This is a genomic window from Micromonospora sp. NBC_00389 (assembly GCF_036059255.1).
Taxonomy (GTDB): Bacteria; Actinomycetota; Actinomycetes; order Mycobacteriales; family Micromonosporaceae; genus Micromonospora.
Genome location: NZ_CP107947.1, coordinates 5,989,160 through 6,008,259 on the forward strand (window position 1 = coordinate 5,989,160; position 19,100 = coordinate 6,008,259).

A 19,100-nucleotide genomic window follows, 5' to 3' on the forward strand; every position below is an offset into this window, starting at 1 on the left:
CACTACCTCAGAATCCGGGGGTTAGCACTACTGCCTCGATCCATAGTGCATTTGTACGGTGTACGAAGCAGCCACGGGAGAGGCATGGATCATGACTGACGCAGTCCGACTCGAATCGCTTTACAAGACCTACGATGACACCGTCACCGCGCTCGACGGCGTCACGGCCACCTTCGCCACCGGCACCTTCACCGCGGTGATGGGGCCGTCCGGTTCCGGCAAGAGCACCCTGCTGCAGTGCGCTGCCGGCCTCGACCGGCCCACCGCCGGCCGGGTGTTCATCGACGGCGCCGAACTGACGGCCACGAAGGACACCGCGATGACGAAGTTCCGCCGCCGCCGGGTCGGTTTCGTCTTCCAGGACTACAACCTGCTGCCGGCGTTGACCGTCGAGCAGAACGTCGTCCTGCCGCTGCGGCTGGCCGGCCGTCGCGCCGACCGCGAGCGCTGCCGCGCCGTGCTGGAGCAACTGGGCCTCGGCGAGCGCCTGCACGACCGGCCGGAGCAGCTCTCCGGCGGGCAGCGCCAGCGGGTCGCCGTGGCCCGGGCCCTGGTCACCGAGCCGGCCGTGATCTTCGCCGACGAGCCGACCGGCGCGCTGGACATGCGCAGCGCCCGGGAGGTTCTCACCCTGCTGCGCGCGGTGGTGCACGAGCGCGGCCGTACGGTGGTGATGGTGACCCACGACCCGGTCGCGGCCGCGTACGCGGACTCGGTGGTCTTCCTCGCCGACGGCCGCCTGGCCGGTGCACTGAGTGCGCCCACCGCGGATGCCGTCGCCGAGCGTCTGGCCCACCTGGGCGACCTGGTCGCCGAGCACACGCCCGGCCGGATCGGGGCCGTGGCATGATCGCCGTCGCGCTGCGCAACCTGCGGCACCGCCCCGGTGGTTTTGTGGCCACCTTCCTGTCCGCGTTCCTGGGCGCGACGCTGCTGATGGCGTTCGCGTCGCTGCTCGATACCGCCGCGACCGCGGACGCGGCAAGCGGTGAATCCCTGAGCACCACGGCCGGTGTCGGCGGCGGCTGGTGCCTGATCATCGTTGCCTTCGCGGTCACCTCGACCCTGAGTCTCGCGGTGCGTCAGCGTGCCGAGCAGGTGACCCTGCTGCGCCGGATCGGCGCGACCGGGCCGCAGCTTCGCCGCATGATCGTGGGAGAGGCTGCGGCGGTCGCCCTGGTGGCGTCGGTGGTGGCCGTGCCGGCGGGGCTGTACCTCGGCCGCGTGCTGCTCACGCTGATGCAGAACACCGGCCAGGTCGGGGAGTCGGTGGGGTACGTTTTCGGGCCGATCGCGCTCGGTGCGGGCTTCGGCGTCACGCTGCTCGGCTCGATCGTCGCAGGCGTCGCAGCTGCTCGGCGTACGTCGCGGCCGACCGGTACCAAGGCGGCGCGGCCGCGGGTCCGACGGATCGGCGGGGTGGTTTTCCTGCTGGTCGGCGCGAACTGTTCGGTGCTGACCGCGACGCTGATGGACGGCAAGGGCATCGACGCGATGGCGACGGCGGGCCAGGCGGGTATCTGGGCGGCGATCGGGCTGGCCCTATTCGCCCCAGAGCTGCTGCGGCTGGTCACGGCGGTGCTGGGCACACCCGTACGGGCGCTCGGCGGCGTCGCCGGGGAGTTGGCAGTCCTCGGGGTGAGCCAGCGCACCCGGCAGCTGGCGGGCGCGGTGATGCCGGTGGTGCTGTTCACCGGCATCGCGACCGGCACGGTTTACATGCAGGACATCGAGGACAAGGCGTCGGCGGGCGCCGCCCAGCCGGACTATGCACAGGACATCCAGACGCTGAACTACGTGGTCGTCGGCATGATCACGGTCTTCGTGGCAATCATGCTGGTCAACACCCTGATCGCGGCAACGATGCACCGGCGGCGCGAGTTCGCCCAGCAGCGGCTGGCCGGCTCGACGCGGGGCCAGCTGATCGCGATGGTCACCCTGGAGGGCCTGTTGGTGACGGTCACGGGAGTGCTGTCAGGCTCGACGGCGGCGCTCTTCACGATCCTGCCGTTCGGCGCGGCCCGAGCGGACCGCATTTGGCCGGACGCCACACCCATCGCGTACGCGATCATTGTCACAGTGGCCGAAGCGCTCACGGGCGCGGCAGTCCTCGGCACGACGAGGCGTGCGCTGAGCGGCCCGGCAGTCGCCGCCATCCATTGACCACAGTGCTCGTCCCCCGCCAACTGAACGGCGGGGGACGGCGTGCATCTACCAAGAGCCGGCGGTCCGGCGGGTGGCTGCCGTCTAGCCGACCCACTGGCCCGCCCTTGGTCACCGCCTTCGGGAGCCGGGTCCGGCATACCAACGGCTGCGGCCAGGTGTCGGGCATTGTCGATCCGTGCAGCATGTCGGCGGTCTGGCGACAGCTGGCCACATCCGTTGCCACTGCTTTCGCTGCCTCTTCGCTGCCTTCGATGACTTACGCGTTACGGGTCGGTCTGCGGGTGCTGGTTCACCGCCTGGTGCTCGTGCTCGACGTGGTGTCTGAGCCACCCCCGCTTTCATGGAGCTTCTTGATCATGGTCTGATGGCCGTGGGGAGGAAGTTTCTGTGGCAGCACCGAAGAAGTACCCCGACGAGCTGCGTCAGCGTGCTGTGCGTTTGTATCGCGAGTCGGACCCGAAGCCCGTGATCCGGCGTCTCGCCGAGCAGCTCGGCGTGCATCACGAGGCGTTGCGGAACTGGATCCGGCAGGCCGAGGCCGACGCTGACGAGCGTCACGACCGGCCCACCAGCGAGATGGCCGAGGAGAACCGCCGGCTGCGCAAGGAAGTCGCCGAGCTGCGACGGGCGAACGAGATCTTGAAAGCGGCGAGCGCGTATTTCGCGGCGGAGCTCGACCCGACCCGGCGACGGTCATGACGTTCATTTATGAACACCGTGACCAGTTCGCGGTCGCGCTCCTGTTACGGGTTCTCAACGTCGGCGCCTCCACCTACTACGCGTGGGTCAAGCAGGCCGAACAACCCTGCGACCGCGACATGGTCGACCTGGGCCTGATCTCCAACATCCACGAGGTATGGGAGGCGTCCGGGCACACCTACGGTGCGGACCGAGTGCACCGGCAGCTCCGCCGTGACGGCATCCGGGTGGGCCGCAAGCGGGTCGAGCGGCTGATGGCCGACCAGGGCTGGCAGGGCGCGTTCCTGCGTCGCGGCTGGCGCGGCGGCTCTACCCGGCAGGACCCTCGGGCGACGCCGGCGCCAGATCTGGTCAACCGGCAGTTCACCGCCGCCGGGCCGAACCGGCTGTGGGTCGCCGACGCCACCCGCATCCCGTGCGGTGAGGGCGTGTTCTGGCTGGCGGCGGTCCGCGATGTCTTCTCCCGCCGGATCGTCGGCTGGAAGACCTCCGACCGCTGCGACACCGACCTGATCCTCGCCGCCCTCGAATACGGGATCTGGTCACGCGATGTCCGAGACGGCCAGTTGATCCATCACAGCGACAGGGGATCGAACTATACGTCTTTCCGGTTCACGGAACGGCTGCAGGACAACGGAATCCTGCCGTCCATGGGCTCCGTCGGTGACTCGTACGACAACGCCCTGATGGAGAACTTCTGGTCCACGCTGAAGATCGAACTCGTCTACCGCACGAGCTGGCGAACCTGCGACGAGGCCGAGAACGCGATCTTCGCGTACATCGACGGCTGGTACAACACCCACCGCATCCAGAAAGAACTCGGCTACCTCAGCCCCGACGAATACGAGACCGCCTGGCACACCAGCCAGCACGACCAGGCCGAGCCACCTATCGCCACCCCTGCACCAGCCGGCAGCAGGTAACCACCGCTCCATCAAAGCGGGGGGAACTCATGTCGGCGTTCGCGCCCGCTCTTGCTCGTCGGTTTGGCTGCTCGGCAGATCCCCCGTCGCCTCTCCTACTTGAATGCGGCAGGATCGGCATGATCAGAGAGGAAATGGACGGCGCTAGGACTGAGGAGAGACTGTGGAACGCGTGACGGGCATCGGCGGGGTCTTCTTCCGGACCCACGACCCCGACCGAGTCAACCAGTGGTATGCCACCCACCTCGGGGTTGACCTGGCGCCAGAGTCCTACGACGTACCCTTGGTCGAGCTCAGGCAGGAACGACCCGCCGTAGACTAGGACGCCGACCCTCCGGGTGGCCTACTCCAAGAGCCACTGCCAGAGGTCGGTCGGGACGACTCGCAGCGTGGGCAGATGTCAACGACGTCAGACTGGCTGACTGTATCGCTCGCTGCGTCGGCAGAGCGTCCGGCTAGAGATACGACTGACTCTCGGCTTCATCCTCAAGCGCAGAGATTGATCGAGGCGCTGTCGTTGGCAAGTTCGCATGCCAGCCCGATACCGGGTGGAATTCCGTCGCCAAACTCAAGCCGCAGTTGTCCCCAGTCGGGTCCGAGTACCTGCCATGTACTTACCTCTTCAAAGCGCCACGATCGCCGCCGTCTCCGCTGGCAGCTGGATCCGGTCCCGCATCACCGTGACCCCCTCCCCCGTCGCCAACAGCACCCGTCGCGCCACCCCAGGCAACGAGATCCCCTGCCCCCGCCCAGCCAGGTTCGCCACGACGAGCGTGTCCCCCCGCCGCATCAGCAAAAACTGATCCCCATGCTGCACCGAAACAGCGTGCAACCGAGGATCCGACAGGTCCGGAAGAGACCGACGCAGCGCAATCAACCGCTGATAGAACGACAGCATCTCCCGATGCTCAGGCTTGTCCAGCTCCGCCCAGTCCAACCGCGACCGCACAAACGTCTGCGGATCCTGCGGATCGGGCACGTCCCCCTCAGCCCACCCGTGCGAGGCGAACTCCCTCCGCCGCCCCAGAGCCACCGCGGTAGCCAACTCCGGCTCCGGATGCGACGTGAAGAACTGCCACGGCGTAGACGCCGCCCACTCCTCCCCCATGAACAGCATCGGCGTAAAGGGCGCGGTCAACAGCAGCACAGCCCCCACGCGCAAGAGAGGGGGCGACAGCGAAGCCGAGATCCGGTCACCAGTAGCCCGGTTGCCGATCTGGTCGTGGTTCTGCAGGTAAGCCACCAGCCGATGACCAGGGACGCGCGAGTCCAGAGGCCGCCCATGATGACGGTTGCGGAAGCTGGACCAGGTGCCGGCGTGGAAGAACCCACCGGTCAGCACATCAGACAGCGTCTCCAGCGACCCGAAGTCCCCGTAGTAGCCCTGCCGCTCCCCCGTCAGCAACGTGTGCAGCGCGTGGTGGGCGTCGTCGTTCCACTGGGCGTGCAGCCCAAAGCCGCCCGCCTCCCGAGGGGTGATCAGCCGTGGATCGTTGAGGTCGGATTCAGCGATCAGCGACAGCGGCCGGCCCAGGTGGGTGGAGAGCGCCTCGACCTCGATCGCCAACTCTTCGAGCAGCGGAACCGCCCGGGTGTCGGGCAGGGCGTGCACGGCGTCCAAGCGCAGGCCGTCGACGTGGTAGTCGCGCAGCCACATCAGCACACTGTCGATGATGTAGCGGCGTACCTCGTCGGAGTGCGGGCCGTCCAGGTTGACCGAGCGGCCCCAACTGTTGCTCTGCTCGGCGAGGTACGGGCCGAACCGCGGCGCGTAGGCCCCGGAGGGCCCGAAATGGTTGTAGACGACGTCGAGGATCACCCCCAGCCCCTTGGCGTGGGCGGCGTCGACGAGCCGTTTCAGGCCGTCCGGGCCGCCATAGGGCTGGTGCGGGGCGTACCAGCAGACCCCGTCGTACCCCCAGTTGTGTTCGCCGTTGAACGCGTTGACCGGGAGCAGTTCGATCAGGTCGACGCCGAGCGAGACGAGGTGGTCGAGGCGGTCGATGGCCGCGTCGAAGGTGCCCTCCGGGGTGAAAGTGCCGACGTGCAGCTCGTAGAGGATGCTGCCGGGCAGTTGCCGCCCGGTCCACGAGCTGTCGGTCCACTCGAAGGCGGCGTGGTCGTAGCGTCGGCTCGGCCCGTGCACTCCCGCAGGCTGCCACGGCGACCGGGGGTCGGGCAGCGGAGTCTCGTCGTCGTTCAGCAGAAAGGAGTAGTCGAGGCCGGCGTCGGGCACCTCGACCCGCCACCAGCCGTCAGCGGCGGCGCGCATCTCGTGGTCGGCGGCGCCGGCCAGGCGCAGCCGGACCCGGGTGGCGTCCGGCGCCCACACGGTGAATTCGGTCATCGCGCAGCCTCCGCGGAATCGGTGGGAGGAGCCAGCAGTGCGACGGGATAGTCGGCCAGCAGATCGGCCAGGAAGGTCTCTCCGCCACTGTAGACCCGGCCGGTGAACAGGTCCTTCACCTCGTTAACGGGAAGCGACAGGAATGTGTCGCACCACCCACCGGCCCGCGCCAGGCCCAGCGGCAGGCGGGTCGCCACGGCGATCGCGCCATCGAACGCCACCACGTGCCGGCCCGCCGTCCCGTGCGCCGGCACCGGCCGGTAGCCGGTGAACAGCTCCGGGTGCGCCCGCCGCAGCCGCAGGGTCCGCGACACCACCAGCAGCTTCGCCGCGCCGTCGGTGTCGATCGAGGGACGCCAGCCGCCGTCCAGACGCGCCAGCATCTCTCGGCGTACGTCGAAGTCAACCGGGCGGCGATTGTCCGGGTCGACCAGCGAGTTGTCCCACAGCTCGGTGCCCTGGTAGGTGTCCGGCACCCCGGGCATGGCGAGCTGCACCAGCTTCTGCCCCAGCGAGTTGCACCAGCCGGCCGGGGTGATCGCCGCCGCGAGTTCGGTCAGCTCGTCGTGCAGGCTCGGGTCGTCGTACATCGCGTCGACCACACCGTGCAGCGCCCGCTCGAAGACCGGGTCGGGGTCGGCCCAACTGGTCGAGGTCGCCGCCTCCCGGGCGGCCTTCTCGACGTACGCGTGCAGCCGCTCCCGTTCGATCGGCCAGGCGCCGACGGCGGTCTGCCAGAGCAGGTGGGCGAACGCCGGGTCGGGCAGCGGCGCGCACGCCATCCACGCGGTGACCTGCTCGCCCCAGCGGCCCGGCAGCTCGCTGAGCACGGCCATCCGGGCGCGGACGTCCTCGCTTCGTTTGGTGTCGTGGGTGGAGACGGTGGTCATGCTGGCCGGCCAGCGGACCTGCCGTGCGGTGGCGAAGCGGTGGAACTCCGCCGGCGGCACCCCGAAGTGGGCGGGCGTGCCGCCGACCTCGTTGAGCGCCATGAACCGGGTCCACCGGTAGAACGCGGTGTCCTCCACGCCCTTGGCCATCACCGCGCCGGTCAACTGGGGGAAGCGCTGCGCCAGCTCGTCGTCGGGGTCGCGCAGCCGGCGGGTGACCGCGTCCAGGGCGGTGGTCAGGTCGGGGCGCCGCCGGCCGGCCTCGGAGCGGGCGGCGGCGAGGTGCCGGGCGCCGTGCGGCGGATAGCCGCGGTAGACCGGGAACGCGGCGGCCAGCTCGGCGAGGGCGGCCCGCGCCTGCTCGCTCGGCACCTCGGGGGCGAGGGCGGCCAGCCGGGTCAACTCGGCGGCGAGCAGCCGGGTGGCCGCGGCCAGCTTGGTGTCGTGGGTGAGGTTCTCCCACGAGGTGTGCTGCCCGACGAGGCGGGTGTCCAGCACCGTGAAGTCGCCCTCGGCGTCGGGGTCGACGAAGAGCCCGTTGACCGCGGCGAGGGCGTCGTAGCCGGTGGTGCCGTCCACCGGCCAGTCCGGCAGCTCCTCGCCGTACTCCAGGATCTTCTCCACGATCAGCCAGGCCTCCGGCGCGGCGGCCCGCAGCCGGGTCAGGTAGCCGCCCGGGTCGCGCAGGCCGTCCGGGTGGTCGACCCGGATGCCGTCGACCTCCCCGGCGGCGGCCCAGCGCAGGATCAGCTCGTGGGTGGCGGCGAACACCGCCGGGTCCTCCACCCGCAGCCCGGCCAGGCCGGAAACGGCGAAGAACCGGCGGTACGTCAGCTCGGCATCGCCCCGCCGCCAGGAGACCAGCTCGTAGTGCTGCCGATCGTGCACCTCACGCGCGCTGCCGTCGCCGCTGCCGTCGGCCACCGGGAACCGGTGCTCGTGGTAGCGCAGCTCGGAGTCGACCAGCTTGAGGTCGTCCAGGGCGGCCGGGTCGTCGGCCAGCACCGGCAGCAGCAGCCGGCCCCGGTCCCAGTCGATGTCGAACCAGTCGGCGTACGCCGAGGCGCGACCCCGACGCAGCACGTCCCACCAGGCGGGGTTGGCCGGCGGTACGGCCACCCCGGCGTGGTTGGGCACGATGTCCACGACCAGGCCGAGCTTCTTGTCGCGCAGCGCACGCAGCAGCCGCTGCCGACCGGCTTCACCGCCCAGCTCCGGGTTGACCGCCCGGGGGTCGACCACGTCGTAGCCATGGGCGGAGCCGGGGGTGGCCGTCAGCAGCGGCGCGCTGTAGAGGTGGCTGACGCCGAGGTCAGCGAGGTAGTCGACGATCCCGGCGGTGGCGTCCAGGTCGAAGCCAGGACGGATCTGCACTCGGTAGGTGGCTGTCGTCTTCCTCTGCTCGGGGTGAGGGGGCACCGCCATCTCAGATCGTCCTCTCCAACACCACCAGGGAACGGTCCGGCACCCGGATGGTGCCGCCCGCGCTGATCACCGTGACGTCGTCCGGTTCGGGTTCGGCGGTGCTGATGACCCGCTCCCACTTCTGGCCGTACTCGCTGCCGGGCATGGTGAAGTCCAGCGGCGCGTCGTGGGCGTTGAAGCAGAGCAGGAACGAGGCGTCGTGATGGCGCTGGCCGTACTGGCCACGCTCCCGGATGCCCTCGCCGTTGACGAAGAGCGCCACCGAGCGGCCGAAGTCGTTGCCCCAGTCCTCGCCGGTCATCTCCCGCCCGTCCGGGGTGTACCAGGCCAGATCGGGCAGCGGCCCGTCGACCTCGCGCCCGCCGACCGGCAGGCCGGTGAAGAACCGGCGGCGGCGGAACACCTGGTGCCGGGCCCGGAACGCGGTCAGCGTCCGGACGAACTCCAGTAGCTGGGAGTCGGCGTTGTCCCAGTCGACCCAGGCCAGCTCGCTGTCCTGGCAGTAGGCGTTGTTGTTGCCCCGCTGGGTGCGGCCCAGCTCGTCGCCGTGACCGATCATCGGCACGCCCTGCGACAGCATCAGGGTGGCCAGGAAGTTGCGCCGCTGCTTGGCGCGCAGGGCGAGCACCGCCTCGTCGTCGGTGTCACCCTCGACGCCGGAGTTCCACGACCGGTTGTGGCTCTCGCCGTCCCGGTTGTCCTCGCCGTTGGCCTCGTTGTGCTTGTCGTTGTACGACACCAGGTCGTTGAGCGTGAACCCGTCGTGGCAGGTGACGAAGTTGATGCTGTGGAACGGCCGGCGCCCGTCGTCCTGGTAGAGGTCGGCGGAGCCGGAGATCCGGGACGCGAACTCGGCCAGGGTGGCCGGCTCACCGCGCCAGAAGTCCCGCACGGTGTCGCGGTACTTGCCGTTCCACTCCGTCCACACCGGCGGGAAGTTGCCCACCTGGTAGCCGCCGGGGCCGACGTCCCACGGCTCGGCGATCAGCTTGACCTGGCTGACCACCGGGTCCTGCTGGACCACCTCGAAGAAGGTGGAGAGCCGGTCGACCTCATAGAACTCGCGGGCCAGGGTGGCGGCCAGGTCGAAGCGGAAGCCGTCGACGTGCATCTCCTGCACCCAGTAGCGCAGCGAATCCATGATCAGTTGAAGGGAGTGCGGGCTGCGCACGTTGAGGCTGTTGCCGGTGCCGGTGTAGTCGACGAAGTACCGGCGGTCCTCCTCGCTGAGCCGGTAATAGCTGGGGGCGTCCACGCCCTTGAAACTCAGCGTCGGCCCGAGGTGGTTGCCCTCGGCGGTGTGGTTGTAGACCACGTCGAGGATGACCTCAATGCCGGCCGCGTGCAGCGCCTTGACCATGCCGCGGAACTCCTGCACCTGCTGGCCGAGCCGGCCCAGCGCGGAGTAGCCGTGGTGCGGGGCGAAGAAGCCGATGGTGTTGTAACCCCAGTAGTTGCGCAGCCCGAGGTCGACCAGCCGGTGGTCGTGGATGAACTGGTGCACCGGCATCAACTCGATGGCGGTCACGCCGAGCCGGGTCAGGTACTCGATCATCGGCGGGGAGGCGATGCCGGCATACGTGCCGCGCAGCTCCTCCGGGATGTCCGGGTGGCGCATGGTCAGCCCGCGTACGTGCGCCTCGTAGATCACCGAGTGGTGGTACGGGGTACGCGGCGGCCTGTCGTTGCCCCAGTCGAAGTACGGGTTGACCACCACCGACTTCGGCATGAACGGCGCCGAGTCGGTCTCAGACATCCGCTCCGGGTGCTCCAGGTCGTAGTCGTAGACCGCCGGGTCCCACGTCACGTCACCGTCGACCGCCTTGGCGTACGGGTCGAGCAGCAGCTTGTGCGGGTTGCAGCGCAGCCCGTTCGCCGGGTCGTACCGCCCGTGGACCCGGTAGCCGTAGCGCTGCCCCGGCTCGATGCCCGGCAGGTACGCGTGCCACACGTAGGCGTCCACCTCACGCAGCTCGACCCGCCGCTCGGCGCCGGTGTCCCACTCGTCGAACAGGCACAGCTCGACCCGCTCGGCCACCTCCGAGAAGATGGCGAAGTTGGTGCCCATCCCGTTGTAGGTGGCGCCCAGGGGATACCGCTCGCCCGGCCAGACCTGCATGTCGCTCCTTCAGACCGTGGTCATGTGCGCGCCCGCGCCACGAGCGCACCGGCGTGGGCCGCAGTGCGCACGCCGGTAATGCCCGGCACTCCCACGCGCCAATCCATCCTTTCAGGGGATGCCCGGAATCCACCTGTCTGGTGCACGTCAAGCCCTCAGGTGTCTTCCGTCACCTTGTCCCCTCTCGAGGTGCGTTACGGCGCTCGATGGCCTTTGCTTGTCTGGGGACGCTCCCGCGCGTACCTCACTCGGCCCCTCGGCCACCCCACCACCTCCCGCTTCGCCGCCACTGACGCCGGCGCGTACCACCATGCATGGACGGAGATTGATGTGACGACCCTGCGGGTCGGCGAGCAGCTCGCTAACACCTCGGACCGGATCCACCGGCCCACCCTGACCTCCCGCCCCCAACTTCCGGCGCAGGCCGGGCCGGGGGTACCGCCGCAGACCCGTCGCATCCTGATGCTCTCGTGGGAGTACCCGCCGGTGCTCGTCGGCGGCCTCGGCCGACACGTGCACGCGCTGTCGGTGGCCCTGGCCGCCGCCGGCCACGAGGTCACCGTCGTCACCCGGCACGCCGAGGGCGCGCCGCTCGAGGAGTACGCCGACGGCGTCCGCATCCTGCGCGCCTCCGAAGACCCCGTCACCTTCCCCCTCGCTACCGGCTCCCTCCTGGCCTGGACCATGGCGTTCAACCACACCCTCACCCGCACCGCCCTGCGCGCCACCGAGGCCGGCTCGTACGACGTCATCCACGCCCACGACTGGCTCGTCGCCCACACCGCGATGACGTTGCGCGACCACCTGGACATCCCGCTGGTGAGCACCATCCACGCCACCGAGGCCGGTCGGCACCAGGGCTGGCTGCCGGAGGAGATGAACCGCACCATCCACGGGGTCGAGCACTGGCTCAGCACCGAGTCCGGCCGCGTGATCGTCTGCTCCGGGTACATGCGCGACGAGGTGAACGCGCTGTTCGGGGTGCCGGCCGACCGGGTCGACGTGGTGGCCAACGGTGTGGAGCCGCACCGCTGGAAGGTGCCGGCGCGCAAGGTGACCGCAGCCCGGGCCCGGTTCGCCGGGGACGGCCCGCTGGTCACCTTCGCCGGCCGGCTGGTCTACGAGAAGGGCGTACAGCACCTGATCGCCGGCCTGCCGCGCCTGCGTGAGCGGCACCCAGGGCTGCGCGTGGTGATCGCCGGCGACGGCCCGTACCGCGCGGAGCTGGAGTCCGAGGTGCACCGCCGCGGCCTGGGCGGCATGGTCGCCATGCCGGGCTTCCTCGGTGGCACCGACCTGCCGGCGCTGATGGCCGCCTCCGACTGCTTCGCGGTGCCGAGCATCTACGAGCCGTTCGGCATGGTGGCCCTGGAGGGCGCCGCCGCCGGCGCGCCGCTGGCGGTCGCCGCCACCGGTGGCCTCGCGGAGATCGTCGAGCCGGGCGTGACCGGGATGACCTTCCAACCGCACGACCCCGACGGGCTCGCCGACGCCGTCGACGCGCTGCTGTCGGATCGCGACCGGGCCCGCGCCCTGGCTCGCCGCGCCCGCCGGATGGTGCACGACCAGTACGGCTGGTCGGCTATCGCCCAACGCACCGCCGCCAGCTACGCCGACGCCATCGCCAACGACGCCGTCTTCACCGCCCATCGCGCCGAGCAGCGCATGTCCCAGGGCCGCGCCCTACCCGCCCTCCCCACCGGCAACCTGCTCGCCGCCGCCGGCCTGCGCTGACCGCCGGCCCTTGCCGCCGCTGTCATCGCCGCTGTTGCCACCATCGCGCTGATCGTCGTCCCGGTCGCTACCCGCGGCCCGGTCCTGCTCGCTGATCGACTCCGTGTCGCCGACATCGGGGTATCCCGGCGCTGGGATGCCCCGATGTCGGCGCTCCAGCGCGGGGCGTTCGAGGTCAGTACCGGACTGCCGGGCCTGTCAGAATGCGCGCATGCCTCGTCTTGTCGACGCCCTGGATTCCGCCTTCCCGGTTGCCGCCTCGATCGCGCTGGACCTGATCCGGCGCTCCGAGGTGTCCGACCAGTGGTCGAGCCGAGCGCACTGCCACACCTGTCCGTGGGAGCTCTGGCGTGCCACCTGGGACGTCAGGCGGTCCGGGCGGCGGAACTGCTGCCGACCTCGACCGACCTGCCGCTCCTCGAGTCGGCCGACGACCACTACGAGCGGGCCGCCTGGGTGACCGCGGGGCCTCCGGACGAGGACTCGGTGGCCGCAAGCCTGGACGAAGCCGAAGCGACGCGGGGACCAGCGGACCTGCACGCCCGCTCCGTCCTCGCGCTGGAAGAGGTGGGCGACCTGCTCGCACGAGGGGACGCCCGCGACGTCGTGCCGATCCCGTGGCAGGGCTGGTCCCTGCGGCGCAGCGACTTCCTGCTCACGCGCCAACTGGAGATCGTGGTCCACGCCGACGATCTCGCGGTGAGCGTCGGCGTGCCCACGCCGGCCTTTCCGGCGGATGTCTTCGATCCCGTGCGCGACCTGTTGGTGCGCTTGGCCGTGCGCCGTCACGGCCAGTCCGCGGTAATCAGCGCGCTGAGCCGCAGCGAGCGAGGGCGGGACATCTCCGCCTTCTGACGCCCAACACCTCAACGGCCGCCACGAAAGCCGGCATGGTCCCCGCAGCCCGCGCCACCCACACCTCACAGGGTTGCGCCGGGAGCTTCCCCGGCCCCGGCCGCACAGGCCTCATAGGCACCACAGGCAGGCCCACAGGCAGGCCCCATAGGCCCTGTAGGCCCTGTCGAGCTGCCCCAGAAATGGGGCGGGGTGAAGCATCCGGAGGCCCGAACGGAATGCGGATCGGCCGGAAAGCCCACGAAGGACCGGCACAGACTCTTGATCGACTCCGTTTCGCCGACATCGGGGTATCCCGGCGCGCCCGGCAGCCGCGATATCGGCGATCCCAAGTCGATCAAGCGGCTCGACCCGGTGTGGCGGTCGGACCGCGCCCGCCCGCCCCATATTTGGGGCAGCTCGACAGGAGCGGACCGGGGCAGGGCGCCTGGCCGGGGCGGCTGGCGGGGGCGGATGTGCTCGGGGCGGCTGCCGCCGCGGCGGCTGGCCGGGGCGGCTGGCCGGGGCGGCTGGCCGGGGCGGCTGGCCGGGGCGGCTGGCCGGGGCGGCTGGCCGGGGCGGCTGGCCGGGGCGGCTGGCCGGGGCGGCTGGCCGGGGCGGCTGGCCGGGGCGGCTGGCCGGGGCGGCTGGCCGGGGCGGCTGGCCGGGGCGGCTGGCCGGGGCGGCTGGCCGGGGCGGATGGCCGGGGCGGGCGGATGCGCTCGACGCTGCCGGCCGGGACGGCTGCGTCCAAGGCTGCCGGCCGGGACGGCTGCGTCCAAGGCTGCCGGCCGGGACGGCTGCGCTCGGGGCTGGCGGCAGCGGCAGGCGGCAGCAGGCCGGCGGCAGGCGGCGGCAGGCGGCGGCAGGCGGCGGCAGGCGGCGGCAGGCGGCGGCAGGCGGCGGCAGGCGGCGGCAGGCCGGCGGCAGGCGGTTGGGAAGGCGGCAGGCGGTTGGGAAGGCGGCAGGCCGCCGACCCGGTGGGTCGACGGCCTGACGGTGGTGCGTCGTGGAGGTCAGCGCTCGGCGAAGGGGACGTAGTCCCGCTCGGCGGAACCGACGTAGATCTGCCGCGGACGGCCGATCTTGGTCTCCGGGTCGTTGATCATCTCGCGCCACTGGGCGATCCAGCCGGGGAGCCGGCCGAGGGCGAAGAGCACGGTGAACATCTTCGTCGGGAAGCCCATGGCCTTGTAGATCAGGCCGGTGTAGAAGTCCACGTTCGGGTAGAGCCGGCGGGAGACGAAGAAGTCGTCGGCGAGCGCGATCTCCTCCAGCTCCATGGCGATGTCCAGCAGCGGGTCCGGCTTGGCCATCCGGCCCAGCACGTCCTGCGCGGCCTTCTTGACGATCGCCGCCCGCGGGTCGTAGTTCTTGTAGACCCGGTGGCCGAAGCCCATCAGCTTGACGCCGTCCTCCTTGTCCTTGACCTTGCGGACGAAGGACCGGACGTCGTCATCGCCGGCGTGGATCTGCTGGAGCATCTCCAGCACGGCCTGGTTGGCGCCGCCGTGCAGCGGGCCGAACAGCGCGTTCACGCCGGCGGAGACCGAGGCGAACAGGTTGGCGTTGCTGGAGCCGACCAGCCGGACGGTCGAGGTGGAGCAGTTCTGCTCGTGGTCGGCGTGCAGGACGAAGAGCATGTCCAGCACCTTCGACATCACCGGGTCGACCTCGTACGGCTCGGCCGGCACGCCGAAGGTCATCCGCAGCAGGTTGTCGACGTACCCCAGCGAGTTGTCCGGGTACAGCAGCGGCTGCCCGATGGACTTCTTGTAGGCGTACGAGGCGATGGTGGGCACCTTCGCCATCAGCCGGACAGTGGAGATCTCCACGTGCTCGGAGTCGAACGGGTCCAGGCTGTCCTGGTAGAAGGTCGAGAGGGCGCTCACGGCCGAGGAGAGCACGGCCATCGGGTGGGCGTCCCGGGGGAAGCCGTCGAAGAAGCGGCGCATCTCCTCGTGCAGCAGCGAGTGCCGCCGAATCCACTCGGTGAACTCGGCCAGCTGCTGCTCGGTCGGCAGCTCACCGTAGATGAGCAGGTAGGAGACCTCCAGGAAGGAGGACTTCTCGGCCAGCTGCTCGATCGGGTATCCCCGGTAACGCAGGATCCCCGCGTCGCCGTCGATGTAGGTGATCGCGGATGAGGCCGCCGCGGTGTTCACGAAACCGGGGTCGTACGTGGTCATTCCGGTTTCTTTCAGCAGCTTGCTAACCCCGACACCGGCGGGGCCCTCGACCGCGGGATGCACCGGCATCGACAGCTGCCCACCGGGGTGATCGAGCTTGACTTCCGTCATGTGGTTCCTCGCTTCGCCGGCAGATCTACGTTGAATTGCCTTCGCTTCTACCGTAATTGCGGCTTGGGGGACACTGCCCGCCGTGGTTCGCCGGTGAGGTATGCGTCACCCGATTCCCGACCGGGCAGCCGGGAAACCCTCCGTCCCGCCGTGCGGGACCTGGCGGAGCAGCTTCACGACAGGGCAAGGCGTCGGAGCGTACCGTCCGTCGCGATCTGGTAGACGTCGAGCTGGTTGGTGCCGGCCCGGAACAACTGGTCGTCGGTGAGCAGCGCGGCGAATCGGCGTCCGCCGGGATCGGTCGGCACCACCGGTACGACCGCGCCGATCCGGCCGTTGACGGCCACCGCCAGCAGGGTGCCGTCCGGGATCCGGTCCGGCACGTCCCCCCAGACCAGCGCCGGGAGGGTGCCGGTGTCCGGGTCCGTGGCCCGGAACGCGGCGAGGTCGGCCACGGTGGCGCTGCCGCCGGCCGGGCCGGCGTGGACCTCGGTGCCCACCAGCGGGTGCGGCGCCGGCAGCGGCGGCGGGGCGGGCACCCCGCCGGGGAAGGTGACCGGTTCGCCGGGGCGGTCGTAGAAGTGCTTCGTGCCGTCGGTGCGCGGGGCCTGCCGGGCGGAGCGTCCGTCGACCCGCCAGGGCAGCCGGATACCGGCCTGGTCGGCCACGGTCGGCAGCAGGTCGACGTGCTCCCAGTTGCGGTCGTCCACCCGGCCGGCCTGCTGCCCGGGCTCCTTGACGAACATCGGCACCCACGCCACCTCGCCGGCGGCGGCCTTGATCGCATCCATGCCCCGGCCCTGGGCGCCCGCGCGGAAGCTCACCCCGTGGTCGGCGGTGACCACGACGAGGGCCTGGTCGTAGAGGCCGCTGGCGCGCAGCGTACGCAGCGTCTCGCCGATCAGCCGGTCGGTGTAGCCGAGCTGGGCGAGGTGGCGCTGCCGGGCCAGCTCGACCCAGCCGGTGCCGTCGTTGGGCAGGTCCTCGGGGGCGTCGTAACGCACTCCGGACGGCAGGTACGCCCACGGCGAGTGCGGCATCAGCAGGTGCAGGAAGTGCAGGGCGGGCCGGGGCTCCGGCTTCAGCCCGGCCAGGAAGCTGGTGAACCGGGCCGGCTGGTTGTCGTCCAGGCTGTCCCAGCGGAACTTCGGGTCGGCCGGCACCGGCTCGGCGGCGTCCAGGCCGGCCTCGGCCCGGGTCTGCTCCCGGTAGGAGTCCTCCGGGTCGACGCGGGTGGGTGTCGGCCCGGCGACCTGGCCAAGCAGCTTGCCGGTCTCCCGGACCAGTACGCCGAGCCCCTGTTCCGGGCTGACCGGCTGCTCGCATCGGCTGGGCGGGCAGACCCGGGTGATGCTCTCCTGGGCGTGGATGTCGTACAGGCCGCCGAAGGCGGTGAAGAGGTTGTCCGGGTACTGCGAGTAGTGCGGCGCGACCGACCGCGCCGGGTAGCGGCCGGTGAGCATCGCCGGCAGCGCGTTGGGGGTCCAGCCGCTGACGCCGGTGGCGTTGCGGTACCACGTCGACGCGCCGGCCAGCTCGGCGAAGTGCGGGAACCGGGCCGCGTCGATCCGACCGTCCGCGCCGAGCAGGCTGACCAGTGGCAGCTCGTCGAGGATCAGCATGACCACCGGAGGGTGCCCACCCGGCCCCTGGGCAGTGCCGGCCGCGCCGCCGTCGCCGCGCGGCAGCACCACCGCCGAGGTGGGTGAAACGAGCAGGAAGAGCGCCACGAAGGCCACCGGGCCGGCGGCGGCCAGTCGCAGCACCCGGCCCGGTGCCCGCCACCGCCGGTGCGCGGCCGCGCCGGCCACGCCGGCCAGCCCGGCGACCAGCAGCAGGGGTACGCCCCGCAGCGGCGTCGCGTGCCGGCCCACCTGCACGGCCAGCGCGGCCAGCAGCAGGCCGACCAGCCCGGTGTGGGTGAGCGCGCGGACGGTCCGGCCGGCCACCCGGCTGAGCGCGCCGAGCACCGCCACCGGCACGGTGGGTGCCACCGCCACCAGGGCCGTCAGCAGCAGGATCTGGCCCGGGTCGGAGCGGTGGAAGAGGAAGAAGTCGGGGCTGCGGCCGAGTACGTCCAGCAGTGGCTGGGTGACCACCAACCCGACCAGCGCCACCACCTCCAGCAGCCGGCCCAGCTCACCGCGCCAACCGCGGTCCCACCGCCCGGTGACCGGTTCCGCGGCCGGAGTGCCCGGCTGTGCTGGCGGGGGTGCGGGTGCTGGTTCAGCCACCCATCACCGTCCGGTAGAGCGTGCGGGTGCCCGAGGGCAACTCCAACCGGTCGGTGATCCGGCCCCTGGCCGCGAGCAGCCGCTCGAAGGCGTCCCGCCGGTAGTTCGGAAAGAGGCCGTCGGGCTTGTTGGCCAGCAGCCGGAGGGCCATCGGGTCCTCCGGGTGGACGAACTCCACCACCACCGCACCACCTGGCGCGGTCAGCCCCACCAGCCAGTCGACCACCTCCGGCAGCGGCACGTTGCGCCCGATCGCCAGGTGGTGCACCACGGCCAGGGCGAGCACCGCGTCGGCGGACGCCCGCTCGGCGAAGCCGGCGCGCTCGGCACCCCGCCAGCCGCCTCCGGGTGACGGGTCGGCCAGGTCCAGCACCAGCGGCAGGATCCGCCGCTGCCCCTCGGCCCGCAGCGCCCGGTACAGGTCGTCGACAACGGCCGGGTCCTGCTCGACGGCGACGACGTAGTCGGCGTGCTCGGCCGCGATCCGGGCGTACCGGCCGTCGTTGGCGCCAAGGTCGAGCACCAGGCGGGGGCGGACGCCGGCGGTCAGCGCGGCGGCCACGAACTGTTCCTTGGCCGCCCGGTCCCGCGCCGAGTAGCCGCAGGTGCGCTGGTAGTCCGCCCAGTGACTGGCCGGTGGGCGCCGGTCCAGCCGGCGGACCAGTTTCTCGATGCCGCGCACGGTGGCCAGCAGCAGCTCCCGGGAGTAGCCGGCGGCCCGCAGTTGGGCTCGTACGTCGCTGGTGCTGGTCTCGGCGTGCCGCTGCTGCATCGCGCCGTGCAGGTGCAGGTGGGTCAGTACGCCCGGACGCAGCCGACGCGCCCCACCGAAGAGCGGACGGAGCTGGTCGGCCTCGATGCCGTCGACCCGGGCGCGCAGCAACGGCTGGAAGTCGACCCCCAGGTGGGCGGTGAGCAGCAGCGGGTAGAGCACGGTCTGGCAGAACTGCCGGTACCCGGCCCACGGCTCGCCGTCACGCACCGGCTCGAAGGACCCGATGTCGATGAAGACCGGGTCGGCGCCACGCCACTGCAGGTTGTAGGCCGAGCCGTCCTTGGTGGTGAAGCCGTCGGCGAGCGCGTCGCGCAGGATCTCCAGGTGCAGCAGCGCGGCGTCGCGCAGCATGGTGAAGGACCACTCGTACGGGTGGGAGACGAACGGGATGCGTTCGTGGCGCAGCACCGCCGCCCACGGTGCCCCGACCGCTGCGGGCACCAGCGCCGACGGCGCGTCCTCGGTGGGGCAGACCTTGCCCGCGGCCACCAGCGTGGGGAAGAACGCGCTGGCCGTCAACGCCCGCCAGTGCTCGGCGGCCTGCGCGTCCAGCCCGCGCAGCACGTCGTCTCCGACGTGGAAGACGCGGTTGGCCGGGTCGCGGAAGGAGGCCGGCTCGGGCCGTACCCCGGGGGGTGAGGTCGTCATCGCCGG

13 protein-coding genes are annotated in these 19,100 nt (G+C 71.2%); 7 read left to right on the top strand and 6 right to left on the bottom strand.

Going from position 1 to position 19,100, the window contains the following annotated elements; genetic code table 11:
- The first annotated feature begins 91 nt into the window (after positions 1–91).
- The 5 genes from OG470_RS28420 to OG470_RS28440 all read left to right on the top strand — a co-directional run bounded on the left by OG470_RS28420 (position 92) and on the right by OG470_RS28440 (position 4,110).
- Positions 92–850, top strand: coding sequence for an ABC transporter ATP-binding protein (locus OG470_RS28420; protein ID WP_328417118.1), 759 nt, complete (start codon positions 92–94; stop codon positions 848–850).
- Entirely contained in the window at positions 847–2,163 is a 1,317-nt protein-coding gene (locus OG470_RS28425; protein ID WP_328417120.1) for an ABC transporter permease, read from the top strand. The genes OG470_RS28420 and OG470_RS28425 overlap by 4 nt, the downstream gene beginning before the upstream one ends.
- Before the next feature lie 390 nt (positions 2,164–2,553).
- Positions 2,554–2,865: a transposase gene (locus OG470_RS28430; protein WP_328414877.1), complete on the top strand. Its 312-nt coding sequence runs from the start codon at positions 2,554–2,556 to the stop codon at positions 2,863–2,865.
- A complete protein-coding gene (locus tag OG470_RS28435; RefSeq protein ID WP_328417122.1) occupies positions 2,862–3,788 on the top strand; it encodes an IS3 family transposase in 927 nt (308 codons plus the stop codon). The genes OG470_RS28430 and OG470_RS28435 overlap by 4 nt, the downstream gene beginning before the upstream one ends.
- 163 nt (positions 3,789–3,951) lie before the next feature.
- The gene (locus tag OG470_RS28440; RefSeq protein ID WP_328417124.1) at positions 3,952–4,110 is read left to right on the top strand and encodes a hypothetical protein; all 159 of its coding nucleotides are present in this window, start codon (positions 3,952–3,954) and stop codon (positions 4,108–4,110) included.
- Between the two features lie 300 nt (positions 4,111–4,410).
- On the opposite strand, the gene treZ is transcribed toward OG470_RS28440, so the two are convergent.
- The 3 genes from treZ to glgX are packed head-to-tail and all read right to left on the bottom strand — an operon-like array spanning position 4,411 to position 10,569.
- Positions 4,411–6,135 (bottom strand): malto-oligosyltrehalose trehalohydrolase, encoded by a 1,725-nt coding sequence (gene treZ / locus OG470_RS28445; protein WP_328417126.1) that lies wholly within the window; start codon positions 6,133–6,135, stop codon positions 4,411–4,413.
- Positions 6,132–8,450 (bottom strand): malto-oligosyltrehalose synthase, encoded by a 2,319-nt coding sequence (gene treY, locus OG470_RS28450; protein ID WP_328417128.1) that lies wholly within the window; start codon positions 8,448–8,450, stop codon positions 6,132–6,134. The genes treZ and treY overlap by 4 nt, the downstream gene beginning before the upstream one ends.
- 1 nt (position 8,451) lies before the next feature.
- Positions 8,452–10,569, bottom strand: a complete 2,118-nt coding sequence (glgX, locus tag OG470_RS28455) for a glycogen debranching protein GlgX (protein ID WP_328417130.1) — start codon at positions 10,567–10,569, stop codon at positions 8,452–8,454.
- A gap of 330 nt (positions 10,570–10,899) precedes the next feature.
- On the opposite strand from glgX, the gene OG470_RS28460 reads away from it, so the two are divergent.
- Both OG470_RS28460 and OG470_RS28465 read left to right on the top strand, forming a co-directional pair.
- Positions 10,900–12,303, top strand: a complete 1,404-nt coding sequence (locus tag OG470_RS28460; protein WP_328417132.1) for a glycosyltransferase family 4 protein — start codon at positions 10,900–10,902, stop codon at positions 12,301–12,303.
- A 303-nt stretch (positions 12,304–12,606) separates the two neighbouring features.
- Positions 12,607–13,158: a hypothetical protein gene (locus OG470_RS28465; RefSeq protein ID WP_328417134.1), complete on the top strand. Its 552-nt coding sequence runs from the start codon at positions 12,607–12,609 to the stop codon at positions 13,156–13,158.
- A gap of 995 nt (positions 13,159–14,153) precedes the next feature.
- Here OG470_RS28465 and OG470_RS28470 read toward each other — a convergent pair.
- The 3 genes from OG470_RS28470 to OG470_RS28480 form a co-directional block, all read right to left on the bottom strand.
- Positions 14,154–15,437 carry a citrate synthase gene (locus OG470_RS28470; RefSeq protein WP_328417136.1) on the bottom strand — a complete coding sequence of 428 codons (1,284 nt, stop codon included), beginning with the start codon at positions 15,435–15,437 and terminating at the stop codon, positions 14,154–14,156.
- A 173-nt stretch (positions 15,438–15,610) separates the two neighbouring features.
- Positions 15,611–17,671 (bottom strand): sulfatase-like hydrolase/transferase, encoded by a 2,061-nt coding sequence (locus tag OG470_RS28475; RefSeq protein ID WP_328417138.1) that lies wholly within the window; start codon positions 17,669–17,671, stop codon positions 15,611–15,613.
- Positions 17,664–19,094 (bottom strand): methyltransferase domain-containing protein, encoded by a 1,431-nt coding sequence (locus tag OG470_RS28480; RefSeq protein WP_328417140.1) that lies wholly within the window; start codon positions 19,092–19,094, stop codon positions 17,664–17,666. Before OG470_RS28480 ends, OG470_RS28475 begins: the two co-directional genes overlap by 8 nt.
- Positions 19,095–19,100: the final 6 nt, after the last annotated feature.

Excerpts from the sequence above, each read along its gene's own strand:
- treY (WP_328417128.1), bottom strand. The coding sequence starts at position 8,450 with ATGGCGGTGCCCCCTCACCCCGAGCAGAGGAAGACGACAGCCACCTAC.
- OG470_RS28425 (WP_328417120.1), top strand. The coding sequence starts at position 847 with ATGATCGCCGTCGCGCTGCGCAACCTGCGGCACCGCCCCGGTGGTTTT.
- OG470_RS28420 (WP_328417118.1), top strand. The coding sequence starts at position 92 with ATGACTGACGCAGTCCGACTCGAATCGCTTTACAAGACCTACGATGAC.
- OG470_RS28470 (WP_328417136.1), bottom strand. The coding sequence starts at position 15,437 with ATGACGGAAGTCAAGCTCGATCACCCCGGTGGGCAGCTGTCGATGCCG.
- treZ (WP_328417126.1), bottom strand. The coding sequence starts at position 6,135 with ATGACCGAATTCACCGTGTGGGCGCCGGACGCCACCCGGGTCCGGCTG.
- glgX (WP_328417130.1), bottom strand. The coding sequence starts at position 10,569 with ATGCAGGTCTGGCCGGGCGAGCGGTATCCCCTGGGCGCCACCTACAAC.
- OG470_RS28435 (WP_328417122.1), top strand. The coding sequence starts at position 2,862 with ATGACGTTCATTTATGAACACCGTGACCAGTTCGCGGTCGCGCTCCTG.
- OG470_RS28480 (WP_328417140.1), bottom strand. The coding sequence starts at position 19,094 with ATGACGACCTCACCCCCCGGGGTACGGCCCGAGCCGGCCTCCTTCCGC.